This window comes from Balneolaceae bacterium (assembly GCA_034521445.1).
GTDB lineage: Bacteria > Bacteroidota > Rhodothermia > Balneolales > Balneolaceae > JAXHMM01.
The window spans coordinates 270,491-286,528 of sequence record JAXHMM010000006.1 but is presented as its reverse complement, the minus strand read 5'-3'; the positions used below and the strand labels follow the sequence as shown (position 1 = coordinate 286,528).

At 60.3% G+C, this 16,038-nt stretch carries 13 protein-coding genes; 9 read left to right on the top strand and 4 right to left on the bottom strand.

Features of this window, described 5'->3' with window-relative positions; all coding sequences use genetic code 11:
• Position 1: 1 nt before the first annotated feature.
• On the top strand, positions 2 to 3,118 hold the full coding sequence (locus U5K31_08480; protein MDZ7772758.1) for an efflux RND transporter permease subunit: 3,117 nt from the start codon (positions 2 to 4) through the stop codon (positions 3,116 to 3,118).
• A 353-nt stretch (positions 3,119 to 3,471) separates the two neighbouring features.
• On the top strand, positions 3,472 to 4,752 hold the full coding sequence (locus U5K31_08475; GenBank protein ID MDZ7772757.1) for a hypothetical protein: 1,281 nt from the start codon (positions 3,472 to 3,474) through the stop codon (positions 4,750 to 4,752).
• A 238-nt stretch (positions 4,753 to 4,990) separates the two neighbouring features.
• On the opposite strand, the gene U5K31_08470 is transcribed toward U5K31_08475, so the two are convergent.
• Positions 4,991 to 5,320: a hypothetical protein gene (locus U5K31_08470; GenBank protein ID MDZ7772756.1), complete on the bottom strand. Its 330-nt coding sequence runs from the start codon at positions 5,318 to 5,320 to the stop codon at positions 4,991 to 4,993.
• Positions 5,321 to 5,465: 145 nt separating this feature from the next.
• Positions 5,466 to 5,837, bottom strand: coding sequence for a response regulator (locus U5K31_08465; GenBank protein MDZ7772755.1), 372 nt, complete (start codon positions 5,835 to 5,837; stop codon positions 5,466 to 5,468).
• A gap of 380 nt (positions 5,838 to 6,217) precedes the next feature.
• Here U5K31_08465 and U5K31_08460 point away from each other — a divergent pair, with 380 nt between their 5' ends.
• On the top strand, positions 6,218 to 6,790 hold the full coding sequence (locus U5K31_08460) for a YceI family protein (protein MDZ7772754.1): 573 nt from the start codon (positions 6,218 to 6,220) through the stop codon (positions 6,788 to 6,790).
• Positions 6,791 to 6,795: 5 nt separating this feature from the next.
• Positions 6,796 to 7,485 carry a YceI family protein gene (locus U5K31_08455; protein ID MDZ7772753.1) on the top strand — a complete coding sequence of 230 codons (690 nt, stop codon included), beginning with the start codon at positions 6,796 to 6,798 and terminating at the stop codon, positions 7,483 to 7,485.
• On the opposite strand, the gene U5K31_08450 is transcribed toward U5K31_08455, so the two are convergent.
• Positions 7,482 to 8,831 carry a sigma-54 dependent transcriptional regulator gene (locus U5K31_08450; protein MDZ7772752.1) on the bottom strand — a complete coding sequence of 450 codons (1,350 nt, stop codon included), beginning with the start codon at positions 8,829 to 8,831 and terminating at the stop codon, positions 7,482 to 7,484. The two genes, U5K31_08455 and U5K31_08450, sit on opposite strands and share 4 nt — an antisense overlap.
• Entirely contained in the window at positions 8,803 to 10,143 is a 1,341-nt protein-coding gene (locus tag U5K31_08445; protein MDZ7772751.1) for a PAS domain S-box protein, read from the bottom strand. Before U5K31_08445 ends, U5K31_08450 begins: the two co-directional genes overlap by 29 nt.
• A gap of 342 nt (positions 10,144 to 10,485) precedes the next feature.
• Here U5K31_08445 and U5K31_08440 point away from each other — a divergent pair, with 342 nt between their 5' ends.
• The 5 genes from U5K31_08440 to U5K31_08420 all read left to right on the top strand — a co-directional run bounded on the left by U5K31_08440 (position 10,486) and on the right by U5K31_08420 (position 16,030).
• Positions 10,486 to 10,896: a helix-turn-helix domain-containing protein gene (locus U5K31_08440; GenBank protein ID MDZ7772750.1), complete on the top strand. Its 411-nt coding sequence runs from the start codon at positions 10,486 to 10,488 to the stop codon at positions 10,894 to 10,896.
• Positions 10,897 to 10,919: 23 nt separating this feature from the next.
• Positions 10,920 to 11,207, top strand: a complete 288-nt coding sequence (locus U5K31_08435; protein MDZ7772749.1) for a hypothetical protein — start codon at positions 10,920 to 10,922, stop codon at positions 11,205 to 11,207.
• Entirely contained in the window at positions 11,204 to 11,812 is a 609-nt protein-coding gene (locus U5K31_08430; protein MDZ7772748.1) for a CDP-alcohol phosphatidyltransferase family protein, read from the top strand. Before U5K31_08435 ends, U5K31_08430 begins: the two co-directional genes overlap by 4 nt.
• A gap of 14 nt (positions 11,813 to 11,826) precedes the next feature.
• Positions 11,827 to 12,792, top strand: a complete 966-nt coding sequence (ftsY, locus tag U5K31_08425; GenBank protein MDZ7772747.1) for a signal recognition particle-docking protein FtsY — start codon at positions 11,827 to 11,829, stop codon at positions 12,790 to 12,792.
• A 286-nt stretch (positions 12,793 to 13,078) separates the two neighbouring features.
• A complete protein-coding gene (locus U5K31_08420; protein ID MDZ7772746.1) occupies positions 13,079 to 16,030 on the top strand; it encodes a CHAT domain-containing tetratricopeptide repeat protein in 2,952 nt (983 codons plus the stop codon).
• The last annotated feature ends 8 nt before the right edge of the window (positions 16,031 to 16,038 follow it).

Genomic DNA, 16,038 nt, shown 5'->3' with positions numbered 1-16,038 from the left:
TATGGCCCTTACCAATACCGCCGTAAAACGTCCCATCGCCACCACGATGGTATTCCTGATCGTCATCGTACTGGGCGTGATGTCCTTCCGCTACCTGCCGGTGGACCTGCTCCCGCCCATCGAATACCCTCAGCTGACCATATCCACCAGCTACTCGAACGTGGGTCCCGAGGAGATGGAGAAGATCATCACCCAGCGCATCGAGAATGCCATCGCCGGCATCCCCGGTGTGGAGCGGGTGCGCTCGAGTTCCGACGAGGGAAGCAGCCGCGTCACCCTGGAGTTCACCCAAGGCTCCGACCTGGACGTGGCGGCCAACGAGGTGCGCGCCGTCCTCGACCGGGTGCGCGACGACCTGCCGCCGGAAGCCGAGCCGCCGCAGATCTGGAAATTCGATCCCAACAACTTCCCCATCGTCATCGTGGGGGCCAACTCTGACATGGACCTGCAGAAACTCACCCAGGTGCTCGAACGGGAGGTAACCAAGCGTTTCGAGCAGATTTCGGGTGTGGGCTCCATCGGCGTCTGGGGCGGTGTCTACCGCGAGGTTCACGTAGAGCTGAAAAGGGACCGGCTCATCGCCAGCGGGCTATCCTCGACGCAGGTGCAGCAGGCCATCGCCAGCGAAAACGTCAACCTGCCGGGAGGCAACGTCAACTCCGGCATGCAGCAACTCTACGTACGCACCCTGGGCGAGTTTGAGGACCTTGACCAGATCCGCAATACCATCGTATCCGTCGTGGAGGGCAAGCCCATCCGCGTGCGCGATGTAGCGCAGGTGGACTGGGGCTACGAGGACGTGAGCCGTATCGTCAATATCGACGGCAAGCCCATGGTGCGCTTCGGCATCCAGAAGCAGTCGGGCGCCAACACCGTGGCCGTGGCCGAGGAAATCCGCAGCGAGATCGACCGCATCAACGGCGAGCGCGACGACATGGAGCTTTTCATCACCACCGACCAGAGCGAGTTCATCCAGGCTTCGATCGACAACGTGCAGAACTCCGCCCTGTGGGGCTCCCTGCTGGCCGTGTTCATCCTCTACCTCTTCCTGCGCAACGGCTCCTCCACCTTCATCATCGCCGTCTCCATCCCCATCTCCATCATCGCTACCTTCGGGCTGCTCTATTTCAACGACCTGACACTTAACCAGATGAGTTTCGGGGGACTGGCCCTGGGGGTGGGGCTGATTGTGGACAACGCCATCGTGGTGCTGGAAAACATTATTCGATTGCGTGAGGAGGAGGGCAAAGATCTTGAAAGCAGCGCCCTGGTGGGTACCCGCGAGGTAGCCGGGGCCATCGTGGCCTCCACCCTCACCACTTCGGTGATCTTCCTGCCGGTCGTCTTCATGCAGACCATTTCGGGCATGATCTTCCAGCAGCTGGCCCTGGTGGTGGTCTTTGCCCTGCTATGCTCGCTCTTCGTGGCCCTCACGCTCGTGCCCATGCTCTGCAGCCGCTTCCTGACGGTGCGTCCGGAAGGTGAGGGGGACGGCGCCAAAAAAGGTCGTTTCCAGCGCTATTTCCGGCGTCTGGAAGATCAGTACAGCCGTCTTATCGAGAAGGTGCTGGACCGCCGCGCCTGGGTCTTCGGCGTCACCGCCGTACTGGTCGCCGGTTCTTTTCTGGCATTCCGCACCATCCCCATGGAGCTGGCCCCTCAGTCGGACGCCGACGAGATCAGCGTCAACCTGCAGATGGCCCAGGGCACCAATATCGCCGTACAGAACGAATATCTCCTCGAACTTGAAAAAATCGTGCGCGCCAACCTCCCGATGGAGGACGTGGAGCACCTGACCACCGAGGTGCGCAATGGCAACGCGGAGGTGGAAATCGCGATGGTGAGTGCCGGAAAGCGCTCGCGCAGCACCTCAGCCATCGCCGACGAACTGCGCGAAAACCTGCAGGGGCTCATCCCAGGCGGCGACATACGCGTGAGTGCGCAGTCGGGACTCTGGATCCTTCGCCGGCTTTTCGGATCGGGCGGGGGCGAGGCGGTGGAAGTGCAGCTCCGGGGCTACAACCTGGAACAGGCCGCACGTATCTCCCAGCAGATACGCCTGCTTATGGAGGAAATTCCCGAGGTATCCGGCGTACGCATCGATCGCCGCGAGGGGCGCCCGGAGCAGAACCTCATTTTTGATCGTGAGAAAATCGCCGATCTGGGTCTCTCGGTAAACGACGTGGCGCGGGTCATCCAGACCAATATCGGGGGCAGCCGGGCAGGTGTCTACCGCATGGCCGGCGACGAATACCCCATCAATGTACGCCTGCAGCCGCAGGACCGGCTAAGCGCCACCGACCTGGAGAATATCTCTATCCGCACGCCCGATGGACAGGTTCTGCCCGTCTCGGCCGTAGTAACCCAGGAGATGGGCCGCGGGCCGACGGCCATCAGCCGCATCAACAGCCAGCGCGTCTCCTTCATCACCGCCAACCTGGAGAGCGGCGTGCCCCTGGGCACGGCCGTGGAGAAGATACAGGCCAGGCTGGGCGCATTGGAGCTGCCCGAGGGCTTCTCCATCGTCTACGGAGGGGAGTACGAGGAGCAGGAGAAGGCCGCGGCCGACTTCCAGCTTTCGGTGCTCATGGCCCTGGTGCTGATCTACATGGTGATGGCGGCCCAGTTCGAACGCTTCTTTGACCCGCTTATCGTCATGTTCGCCGTGCCTTTGGCCATCATAGGCGTGGTGCCCGTCCTGCTGCTCACCGGCACTACTCTCAACATGCAGAGCCTGATGGGCATCGTAATGCTCATCGGTATCGTGGTCAACAACGCCATCGTTCTGATCGACTACATCAATCTGATGCGTCGCGAGCGCGGCATGGGCGTGCGGGAGGCGGTAATCGTAAGCGGGCGCCTGCGCCTGCGTCCCATCCTGATGACCACTCTTACCACCGTGCTGGGACTGCTGCCCCTCTCCTTCGGCCTGGGCGCCGGCGCGGAGATACAGGCGGCCCTGGCGCGCGTAGTGATCGGAGGGCTTACGGCATCCACGCTGGTGACCCTGGTCTTCATCCCGGTGGTCTACATTACCACAGACGGGCTGCTCCGGAAGGCGCGGGCACTGATGCCCTCCATCTTGCAGCGCGGCAAGCCGGCGGTGGAGTCGGCCTGACGGCGACTTCCCGAGATCCGCTCTTATCCTTCTTGCAGTCCTGCACGATTGGCCTGCAGACCTTCTTGCACGCCTGCATAGGCGGCTGAAGTACCAGCCGCGGCTATTACAGCCCTTCGCTTGAATCGGCGCCTTTATTTGGTCATTTTTAATAATAACTTCCCCGGTTAGAGCGCCTTGGGCCAGGATGACGCAACTTTCTCGCAGATATGGCATGCGGACAGAACTTTGGTACGGTCCTTGTATCTCACATGCATGAAACCCACCCGGCCACACCGGGCAGGAGGATGCGAAACGAACTTGACGAAACAGTCACATCCCATTATTCAAACCAAAAACCACGAGGCTTCATCATGAAACTTCTCAAACCAATCATCTCAACGCTGCTTCTGGCCCTCTTCGTGACGGCGGGAAGTGCTTTCGGTCAAGTTTTCGACCGGGATCTCCAATACTTCACCGCCCCCGACCAGCGGGGACTCAACGAATTTGAGGCACCCTTCACGACCAATATCGGCTTCGACGGAGTCGTAGTTCGCATAGGCGGTTCCAACGCCCTGCAGTTCCAGGGACTGCGTCACGACAACATGCTCGGCACGCTTCCCGGATTGGAGTCGAACTTCAACCTGGCCACCTCCAACCTTGACCTGGACGTGGCCCTGGGCGAGGGGCTCCGCATGCACCTGCGCACCTACCTGACCTCACAGCACCACACCGAGGCCTATGTCAAGAGCGGATACATGCAGGTCGACCGCCTGGACTTCATTCAGGAGGGTCTGCTCTCCGGCGTCATGGACCACGTGCGCATCAAGATCGGCCACATGGAGAACAACTACGGCGACAACCACTTCCGCCGCTCCGACAACGGGTCGGCCATCCACAACCCCTTTGTGGGCAACTACATCATGGACTCCTTCACCACCGAGGTGGGCGGGGAGCTCTACTACTACGACGGTCCCTGGATGGCCATGTTCGGGCTGACCAACGGCAAGCTCAACCAGAGCACCCTGGAGGGCACGTACAAGACCCACGCCTCCGTGTTGGGCAAACTGGCCTACGACAACCAGTTCAGCGACGATTTCCGTTTTCGCCTGAGCGGCTCGGTTTATACTACGGGACAGTCGCCCTCCATCTACCTCTACTCGGGCGACCGCGCGGGATCGCGCTACTACAACGTGCTGGACGACGGATTCCGAAGCGGACGCTTCGCGCCCAGCTTCACTCCCGGCCGCACGGATCCTGCGGGCTACGGCGAAATGACCTCCGTCATGGTCAATCCCTTCGTGAAGTACGGGGGACTGGAGTTCTACGGGCTTTACGAGAACGCCACCGGTAAATCAAACACCGAATCAGACAGCCGCTCATACAACCAGTACGGCGCAGAACTGCTCTACCGCTTCGGCTCCGCCGAAGACGTCTACCTGGGCTTCCGCTGGAACATGGTTGAAGGCGAGAACATGACCGACGGCTCCTTCGACATCACCCGCTATAACATCGGGGGCGGCTGGTTCCTGACCAAAAACGTATTGGCCAAGGTCGAGTACGTCAGCCAGGAGTGGAACGGCTTCATGTCCGGCAGCAAGTACGACGGCGCCGAGTTTAACGGAATCATGATGGAAGCCGTCATCAGCTTCTAGAGCAACGCATCCTGGGAGGTAACCACCATCCCAACGTTCGAATAATCAAAGGTGCCGCATCTGAACATGCGGCACCTTTTTTTTATTCCCACCACCCTCCGAAACCTCCGCTTCAGCTGTATCTGTGAAGGCCTCATCTATATAAAATAGGCCCGCCGGTGCGGTGGCCGGCAGGCCCGAGTCAAGTACATTCAGTGTAAGGGCTTACTCATCGGAAGAAGACGGTATTCCTTTCATCTCAGATGCCTGTCCCGCCATAAATCCAGGCTGCACCCGCCAGGGACAGGTCCTTGAGCAGACTGGGCAGGGAGCCCATGTTACCGCCTATGACCGCCGGAAGATGGATGGAGAGGGCGAAGATAAGCAGCATCAGTCCCAGCAGAAGCCCGGCCAGGCGCACCTTCTGACGGACCAGAAGTGCGGCGCAGGCCAGCAGGTGGGCGACGCCCGTCAGGTAGACCCAGAAGGCGCCGCCGGGAATGGGCACATAGCCGGCCATGCTGCCCGCGTTCATCAGATGGTTAATGCCGAAAACCCCAAAAGGCAGGGCAAAGAGTACGCGTGCCACGGTGCTCGTTAGTACCTTCATAGGAAATACAGATCTTCCGTTATTCCTGGTTCGGCTATAGTATAACAATGAATATTTAATATTAAAGTTTATGGGCGGTCTTTAGCTTTGGGATGATGAAGGGGTTGCAGAGGCAGGGGAAGATTTAGCGCGCCAGGTAGGAGGGAAGGAGATCAATGAGCTCTTCGAAGTCAAGGGGCTTGAAGAGGTAACCTGCGGCGCCCATACGCATCAGCGGAACCAGGACCTCATGGTCGTCGTACTGGCTGACCAGGAGTACAGGCAGTTCCGGGCGCCGGCGGCGCAGTTTCCGGAACAGGGATTCCGGGCACGCATGACCCGTCGCCAGGTCAAGAAGTACCAGGTCTACCTGCTCGCGGTCGAGATGCTCCATCGCCTCGCCGGCGTCCGCCGCAGGCAGGCTGCGGTAGCCTTCGTCTTCCAGGATCAGCGATAGGGATTCCCGCATGACGGGCTCCTTTTCGACGATCAGTATGGCGCGTGGGTTGATGATCACAGTTCAAAATTGGAATGGCGTTGTCCCGCAAGGAGCGCGGGTTCCACCCCACTATATGCAAGGAGAGTACCAAAGTGTGCGGCAACCGGAAAAAGAGGTCTGCGGCCTGCGGCGGCGGGTATGCCGCCTGCACACCGGGACGGGTCTTGCACCTCTGCACGACCCGGACGCCCGCCCGCTTGCGTATCTGCACGAAAGGTGCGACGGGGCCGGCCCTATCCTGAAATAGTCTATTCGCCAATCACCCTCCCAGAGCACCGTCCGGGCTATTTAAGGTCTATGGCCGGGGACATTGCATATTTATTGTCATAATTGCGATGTTTGGAACGGAGATTGCACGTACATGGGACAAAGCATCCATGAATGAACCGAGTCCCCCTATGAAAAACATCATCCTTTTCTTTATCGCCTTCATGACAGCCATAGCCTCCTCCGCAGAGGCCCAGAACCGCAACCTGGTATCCGGCGAATCGAGCTGGATGAAGATTTCCGGGACCTCCACCATCCATGACTGGGAGTGCGAGGTACAGGAGGTAAACGGCTCCCTGGCGCTGGATCCTGCCGCGGAGGTGCCTGTGACCAGCCTCTCTTTTGCCGTACCCGTCACATCCATTGAAAGCGGCAAGGGAGCCATGAACCGTAAAATCTACGACGCCCTCAAGAGGGGCGACCACCCGCAGATCCGTTTCACCCTGACGGATGCGGCGCAAACCGGAGGTTCCGGCAACACCGTTACGATGGACGTGACCGGCGACCTGCAAATAGCAGGCGTAACCCGCTCGGTCACCCTCCAGGTGAGCGGACAGCAAAACGCGAACGGCTGGCTCTTCGAAGGCAGCTACACCATGAACATGAATGACTTCGAGGTGAGTCCTCCCACCGCCATGCTGGGTACCATACGCAGCGGCGAAGAGGTCACCATCACCTTCAACCTGCGCGTCAGCAACGGATAGGCGCCATGTCCCGCCAACCCGACCATCCGCGGGAGAGGCAATGGACCCGGAGACTGCTCCTGGCCCTTCTGATCCCGGCACTCGCATACGCCCTGCCTGTTCACGCGCAACAGTCAGGGCTTGGTGCGTCGGGGAATATCGAGATTGAAGAGGGTGGCGCCGTCTGGATCGAAGGGTCGGCCAGCGTGGTGGACTACACCTGCCGCGCGCAGCGGCTCTCGGGCGAAGCCACCGTGAACCTGCAGGAAGGCGCCGGCGGGGAAGAAGACGTAGAGATCACGGTCAGCGTTCCCGTACGCACCCTGCAATGTGGCAAGAAGGCCATGAACCGCGATATGTACGAAGCCCTCAAGTCCGAGCGGTTCCCACTCATTCGCTACCGGTTGCTGGAGGCAGATGTGGCCGATACGCTGAGCGTCGGGACGGAATCTCCGGCCGGGGAGGGCGAGGGCACCTGGTTTTCCATTCGAGCCCGCGGGGTGCTTACCATCGCGGGCATGAGCGACACCACCGAGACCACGGTCCGCGGCCTGCAGCTCGATGAGAACCGCTTCCGCGTGAAGGGCTCCCGTGAGTTGCACATGGATACCTTCGGGATCACCCCGCCTTCGGCATTAATGGGACTCATCCGCGCCGACAAACGCCTGACAGTCCACTTCAACCTGACGGTCCGCCTGCGTGAAGGGGAGGGCTAGAGCCCCATCCGCTCCATTTTCCGGTAGAGGGTGGAGGGATCAATCTCGAGCAGGCGCGCCGCCTCCGACTTGTTGCCGCCGGTGCGGTTGAGCACGCGCTGAATATGGTGCTTCTCAAAAGCCTGAACCGCCTGGTCCAGGGAGGCCTCGTCCACCTGTTCCGCCCCATCCTCACTTTCACGCAGCGAGCGGGGAAGATCCTCCAGACCGATGTAGTCGCCCTCTCCCAGCAGTACCGCCCGCTCGATGATGTTCTCCAGCTCCCGCACCTGTCCCCGCCATGCGTGCGATATAAGCGCCCCCATGGCGCGGCTGTCGATACCTTTGATGTCCCGCTTGAGCTCGTCGGAATACTTTTTCAGAAAATGGTGCGCCAGCAGGGGAATATCCTCCTGGCGTTCTGAGAGGGTCGGAAGCGGGATTTCCACCACATTAAGCCGGTAGTAGAGGTCCTCGCGGAAGCGTCCCTCATCCACCTCCTTCTGCAGGTTGCGGTTGGTAGCGGCTATAATGCGCGCGTCGAAGGAAACGGGATGGTTAGAGCCCACCGGTTTCACTTCCCTCTCCTGGATGACCCGCAGCAGGTTGACCTGCAGGTTAAGGGGGATTTCGGCCACCTCGTCCAGGAACACCGTCCCCCGGTGGGCCACCTGGAAAACGCCCTCCTTGTCGGATTCAGCCCCGGTGAAAGCCCCTTTCATGTGTCCGAATAGCTCCGATTCCACCAGGTTTTCCGGAATGGCGCCGCAGTTGATGGCGATAAAGGGCTGTCCGGAACGGGGCCCGTGAAAGTGGATGGCACGCGCCACCAGCTCCTTGCCGGTGCCGCTGGGTCCGGTGACCAGCACGTTGGTGGTGGCGCCGCTGACGCGCTCCACCATGCGGTACACCTTTTTCATGGCCTCGCTTTCACCGATGATATGGTTGAAATTATACTCCTGGTCGATCTGCTCGCGCAGGTACTTGTTCTGCTGCAGCAGGTCGCGCTGCTGCAGCAGGTTGCGGATGCGGATCAGCACCTCCTCAAAATCAAGAGGCTTGAGAATGTAGTCGGAAGCTCCTTTCCGAAGAGCCTGGATAGCGGTATCGACCGTGGCATGGGCGGTGATGATGATGGCGAGGGTCTCCGAGGCGTGGGTGATAAGGTATTCCAGCACCTCGATGCCGCCGGCCCCGGGCATCTTTAGATCGCAGATGAGAATGTCGAAGGAATGCTCGTCAATTGCCTTCTTGGCCTCTGTACCGTCGGCGGCCGTGGTGCAGCGGTAGCCCTCCTCCTCCAGCAGCAGGGAGAGACTCTCCCGGATCTCGGTCTCGTCATCCGCTATGAGTATCCGTCGGTTCATGCTGCGTGTCGTTGATTGGCAGTCTGATGGTGAAAAGGGCGCCCTCCCCCGGCGTGGAGTCCACCACAATGGCTCCGTCCATCCTGGTGATGATACCATGGCTCACCGATAAACCCAAGCCCGTGCCGCGTCCCACCTCCTTGGTGGTGAAAAAGGGTTCAAAAATACGCGGCTGCTGCTCTTCCGGGATGCCCTTCCCATTGTCGCGAACGGAAAGCTCGATATGGTCTTCGGTGACACGGGTGGCGATTTCCACGCGCGGTTCCTCTCTCCCCTCCATGGCGTCAACGGCGTTCAGCAGCAGATTGACGAAGACCTGTTGGAGCTGGTCCGGCACGCAGATGATAGGAGGGAGTTCCGGGGAGAGATCCAGTTCAAAATCCACATCTCGGCACCGGGCATCGTGCCGCATCAGTCCCACTGACGACTCGATGAGGGTGTTCACCTGAACCCTTCGGGCTTCCAGGGAGGAGGGGCGCGAAAAGTCAACCAGGTCGCGCACGATCTTGGTGATGCGCTGGATATGCGAACGCACCTTGGCCAGCTGTTCCTGCACGAAGGGCTCCTGGGTTTTCCGCTGGCAGAGCTGCACCAGCGAGGAGATGGCGGTCAGCGGGTTGCCCACTTCGTGGGCCACTCCCGCGGCCATGTGTCCCACCGTAGCCAGCCGCTCGGAATGCTGGATCTGCTGCTCTTTGATCTTGAGCTCGGTCAGGTCGCGCAATATCTGCGAACGTCCGACGATCTCCCCCTTACGGTCGCGTATAAAGGATTCGGTGAGGTTTACCAGCACGCGTTTACCCTCCCTGTTCAGACGCTCAGTCTCGTAGTTGCGTACGTAGCCGCGGTAGCGCATGCCGAATGCGATGCACTCCATCTCGCGCTTCTCGATCAGATCCTCCGGTACCATGGTGGTAACGGGCCGTCCGATCATCTCCTCCCGAGTCCATCCGAAGATCTCCCTGGCCCCCTGGTTCCAGCTGTTGATGCGCCCGTCGTCGTCCAGGGAGAGAATAGCGTCGGCCGAATGCTCGATAATGTCCCGGTAGCGGCTCTCGGTGGAGGCCAGCTCCTCCTCGTAGAGCTCCCGGTAACTGTATACGGTCCACGCCGCCCACACCATCAGGGTGAGGGAGGCCACCACGCCGCGGCTGAAATAAAGCCAGCGCAACGTATCCGGGGAGGTGTCGTCCAGGAAGACCTGATAGACGATTTCCGAACCGCCGAATACCACGCCCAGCACCAGCAGGGAGGTGAAAAGCAGATAGCCCATGCGTACGTGACGCAGAAAACGGTATATCTCCTTGAACATGGCCGTGGCGAACTACTTCCGGTATCACATTCCGCCTCCGTTGTTCGGAGACGGCTTCAGCAAGTGAAGGTAGGCAATTCGGGGGGGAGGATGAAGGGATACCGAAAGAGGGGCCTGAAACAGCAAAGGCCCCGTCTTCACGGAGCCCTTTTTCAATCAACTGTTTACAATATACGGCGCGCAGCCCATACGAAACAAGAAAAACCGGCAATGGGCAGTCAATACCCAAGTAATGTATAAGTAACAACAAGTAAATTGCATTCAATAGGTACTTATTGTTAACTTTGTGTTTCCCGGAAACAGGGTCGGATGCGGCCCGTTAATCCAGAGCCTGTGCACGATATGCCCAAACAGGTCGGAAATCTGACCTTGTATTCGGTGGATGACCTCCACGAGCGGCTGGATCTCAGCAAGATGACCATCCGCGCCTATCTGCGCGAGGGACGCATCCGGGGACGCAAGCTGGGCGTACAGTGGTACGTCACCGAAGAGGCCCTACGCGACTACTTCGACGGGCCCGCTTCCAGGGGACACTCCTCACCGCCGGGCCGACGATCTTTCCGCTACGTGGTCAAAGGCGTGAACGACCTGGTCAGCGAGCAGATGGCATGCGGCAGCGTGGAGGAAGCGCTTTCATGCATCGAGGAGCAGGCCATCATCAGCCTCTTCCAGGTAGCCGTCATCGACCGTGAAAGCGACGAGGTGGTGGAGCTGGTGAAGGCGCGTGACTTCCTGGAGCGGCACAAGGCATAGCACCCATCAAGGCATAACAACCGATGCTCGACAAAGACGACACCAAACTGGAAATCTTCGGATTCGGAGAAGAGGAAAGCGACAACTTCTACTGCCTGGTCAACCTGAAAAAAAGCCCCGAAGGCATCGACCTGGAGCGGCTCTCCAATGCCGATCCCCGCAAGTTCGACGAGGTTCTCGACGCCGAGGGCTGCATCCTGCTGTTGCGCGGAGACGAGGTGGAGGAACTTATCCACCGCGGCGACATTGCCGACGCCGACCTGCACCGTTCGCTGTACGAGCTGGCGGTGGAAGAGGGGATCATCACATGATAGGCGCCGCGCCGGGACCCGAATACGGCGGTTCGGCGGCTGACGGGGTGCCTGTAAGCCATCGGATCTTCACCTGGTCCAACCTGGTCTCCTTCTCCCGCTTCCTGATCTCCTTCCCCATCCTCTGGCTCTATCACAGCTCGGGCGGGGAGGTCGATACCCTGTTGGTTGCACTGGTGATCTACGGCATACTCTCGGACTACCTGGACGGGTGGCTGGCCCGCCGTACCGGCACCGTCTCCGAACTGGGCAAGGCCCTGGACCCCATAGCCGACAAGACCTGCGCCTTCGTACTTTTCGCCTATACGACATGGGCAGGCATCATCCCCGCGTGGTTTTTCGGGGCGGTAGTGGTCCGTGACGCCCTCATTATGACGGGCTCACTGTGGATTCGCAGGCATCGCAACAAGCTGCCCATGGCAGTCATTTCGGGCAAGGTAAGCGTCAACGCCCTGGCCGCCTACTGGCTGAGCGCCGTCTTCCTGCCAGAGATAACCACCGTGCAGCTTTTCTTCATGGGATCGGCCGTCGCACTTATGATTTTCTCCTTCATTGATTATTTTCACCGATTCCGAGAGCTCATGGAGGGCGCCTCTTTCAATTAACCGAACCGCACCGTATGGGACTGCTTGAGAAAATAGGCCTTCGCAAAAAGGAAAAAGTGGATAAGGGCACCGAAAAAAGCCGTACCGGCCTGCTGGAGAAGCTGGGACGCGCCATCGCCGGCAAGGACACCGTCGACGCGGCTGTACTGGACGAGCTCGAGGAGGTGCTGATCACCTCCGATGTGGGCGTGAACACCACGGTGCAGATCATCGACCGCATAGAGGCGCGTGTGGCACGCGACAAATACACCGGCAGCGGGGAGCTCCAGCGCATCCTGCGTGAGGAGATCATTGCCCTGCTCAGGGAGCAGTCCACCGATATGCCTGCGGCCTTCGACGCCGATTTCCCTTCCACGCCTCACGTGATTATGGTGGTGGGCGTAAACGGGGTGGGCAAGACCACTACCATCGGCAAGCTCGCCCACCTCTACAGTGCAGCCGGCAAGAAGGTGATGCTGGGTGCCGCCGATACCTTTCGCGCCGCAGCGGTGGACCAGCTGCGTATCTGGAGCGAGCGCGCAGGCGTGCCTCTCATCGAGCAGGGACAGAACGCCGACCCCGCCGCCGTCGCCTACGACTCGGTAGCCGCCGCCCGGTCGCGCGAGGCCGACGTGGCCATTGTGGATACCGCCGGACGCCTGCACAACAAGAAGTCACTCATGGACGAGCTGGCCAAGATCAAGCGGGTGATGGGCAAGGTGGTGGAAGGCGCACCCCACGAAGTGCTGCTGGTGCTGGACGCCTCCACCGGGCAGAACGCCATGCAGCAAGCCCGGGCCTTCACCGATTTTGTGGATATCACCGGACTGGTGCTCACCAAGCTGGACGGCACAGCCAAGGGCGGTATCGTGATCGGTGTCTCCAACGAATTGGAGGTGCCCGTAAAGTACATTGGGGTGGGCGAGCAGCTCGAAGATCTGCAGATCTTCGACCGTGAGCTCTTCGTTAACTCCCTCTTCGGAGAGCATGAGCCCGGCTAGTGCAGCCGAACCGTCTCAGCCACCGGTGCTGCTGCCATCTCCAGAACCCGTTTCATCATCGTCATCATCGGGCGGCGGGGGCGGAGGCGGCGGATCGTCGCCGTTGTCCATGAGGCGAATTCCGGGCATTTTCTGTTCTCCTGTCATTTCTGAAAGCATATCAACGGATTGGTTTGCGATTTCGCCAAGGCAAGCCGTGGCATGTAGGACCATTATTATAGAAGAATATGCGCGCCGCCAAAAATTTTTGCATCTTCTTTACAAAGTATAAAGGACATTATATAACGTGAAACCGGGATCCTCCACCAGACATACGCTGGTTCTGCTTGCCTTTCTGATGCTCCCGGCCGGCCTTCAGGCCCAGCAGGGACTCTCCGCCGACAGCCTCTACAAACGCGGGGTGACGTATTACGGAAAGGGAAATCTTGAAATGGCGCGGCCCCTCCTCGAACGCGCCTTTGCGCTGTACCAACCTCGTCAGGACAGCTCTCTCTGGCTCGAGGCGGGTATCTACCTGGGACAGGTGCTCTCCATGAGAGACGAATACGAGCAGGCCCTGCGTCATTTCCGCTCCCTGATGGAGCGGGAGGCATGGCTGCATACCGACTACAGCCGGGCTTCCATTCACCTGAACATGGCGCAGATTTTCAAGAATACAAACCAGCCAGACTCCGCCTTCCAGCACCTGGAAAATGCCTTGTCAAGGGCCGTCGCTTCGGGAGACAGCACCATGATGGGTTCGGTCTTTAATACCCTCGGCACCACATCCCGGACCACCGGCAGGTACCGGAAGGCGATCGAATACGGCAACCGTGCCCTGGTTTTCTACGCACAGCGGGACGACTCCTCCTTTGTAGCCCACACGCTCAACAACATGGGCATGGCCTACAGGCAGCTTGGACTCTACGACCGGGCCGCCGAGCACCTGTACCGCAGCCTGCAGCTGCGCCTTGCCTACGGGGCCGATGAAGACGAGCTGGGCACTATCTACAACAACCTGGGCAGCCTTCAGCAGACGCTGGGCAACTACGACCAGGCGCTGGTTGCCTTCCGGAAGGCGCTGGACTATCACCGGCGGGGTAGCCAGCCCCTCAGCGCCGGCGCCACGCTCAGCAATATAGGCGTGCTCTATTCGCGCATGGGCAATCCGCAGCGGGCGCTGGATTACTACCGGCAGAGCTTGGAAATGGTGGATAACAGGGCCACCCCGGGCAGCACCGCGCAAACCTACCAGAATATGGCCCATGAGCTGTGGAAAACCGACCGCAGAGAGGAGGCCACCTCCCTTTATGAGCAGGCCCTTGAGCTTCGGAGGCAGACCCGAAACCCGCACCTGGTAGCCAGTTCCTACTGGGACCTCGCCAAGGTAAACATTCAGCAGGGCAACCTGCAGCCAGCCGCCATCTACATCGAGGAGGGGGCCTACCTGGCGGACACTACAGGACTCGCCCGGCTTCGGTCCGAGGCAGCCTACTGGCGCGGGCGCCTGCATTTCGAGCGGGAGGAGTTCGGGCAGGCCCGTACGCAGTTCCGGAACGCCTGGCAGATCAGCCGCGAGCTGCCCATCGTCGAGAGCATCCATCCCCTCAGCTGGCTTTCCCATGCCTTCGACCGGCTGAACTCCGACAGCACGCTTCATTATGGGCGCATGGCGGTGGAGCTTATCGAGCGTACCCGGCAGCAGGTGGGCCAGGCCAGCCGGATGCGGCAGGACTATTTCCGGCAGCATACGGGTTTTTACCTGACCCTGGCCGCACGTAGCCTGGACCACGGCGGATCAACAGCCGAAGCCTACCGCATGGTCGAGGCCTCCAAGGCCCGCACCCTGTCGGACGAACTGCGTGAGGCCTCCCTGCGCATCGACGAGCAGCTTCCAGAAGAGGAGCGCCTGGAACGCAGCCGTCACCTCGATCGGCTGCAAGAGCTCTACCTGCAGCGGGAGACGGCCTCCGGCGAGGCGGCCACAGACTCCCTGAGCGGGCTGGTCCGCGAGGCGGAGTTCGCCTGGTCCGCCTACCAGAACGAGCTGGCCCAGACCTATACCCAGTACCGCCGGCTTGACGCGCCCGAACCGGTCACCCTGGCCGAGGCCCGTGCGTTGTGCCCCCCCAACACCGCCATCCTGGAGTACGCCGTAGCCGATGACCGGCTGATCGTTTTTTTGGTCAGCCGGAACGAAACCGTTGCTCGCACGGTATCCCTGGGCCGCGGGGAGGAGGGGGCCGGCCGGCTGCTTACCGGCCTGGTGCAGCGCTTCCGGGATGCCATCCTGGCAGAATCCTCGCCCGAAGAACTGGAGCGCCTCTCATCGCCGCTGCTTGAGTTGCTGGTCGATCCCATCGCCCGGACTCTGGGTACCTACGAGCACCTTATGGTGGCTCCCGACGGAGCCCTTGCCTACCTGCCCTTCGAGGCGCTGCGCCGCAACGGACGATACCTGATACAGGATTACACCCTCAAGTACATTCCCTCGGTCACCAGCCTGCAGCTGATGGAAAGCCCACCCGAAGAGAACGAGATGCAGCTGCTGGCCGTGGCCGGTTCCGACTTCAGCCGCATGGGAAATGGACAGGATATCATCGCCAACAGCAGCGTCTTCCGCACCCTTCCCTCCACACTGGTAGAGGTGGATTCCATCGCCAGCCGCTTCCCAAGGAGTACCGTCCTTAAAAACTCCGAGGTGAACGAAGAGGCGGTTAAAAACAGTCTGGAGGGCAGCTCCTACCGTTACATCCACCTGGCCACTCACGGACGCATCGACGAAGAGCAGCCGGCCATGAGCGGACTGGCCCTGGGTACGGCCGGCGATCTTGAGGTGGCCGACCTCAACGACGGCATGCTGCGCAGCTCGGAAATCTACCGGCTGCAGCTGAATACACGCATGGTGGTACTGAGTGCCTGCAACACGGGCATGGGTCCCCTGGTCAGCGGCGAGGGTATCCTGGGCATGCAGCGCTCTTTTTTCTACGCCGGGGCGCCCACTGTGGTAGTGAGCCTCTGGAACGTGGGCGACCGGTCCACCTCATACATGATGCCCCTGTTTTACCGCCACCTGGCGGAGATGAATGAAGAAGAGCATTCCTTGTGGATGCGCTTCGGCCGCTGGGCGGGCTGGGAGCGTTCCATTCCCTACGGATCCACTGCGGAGGCCATGCGGCAAACCAAGCTGGCCATGATCGATCACCCCCTGCTGAATCATCCCGTACACTGGGCGCCATTCATCTCGGTCGGGCGGTAGCAGCCACC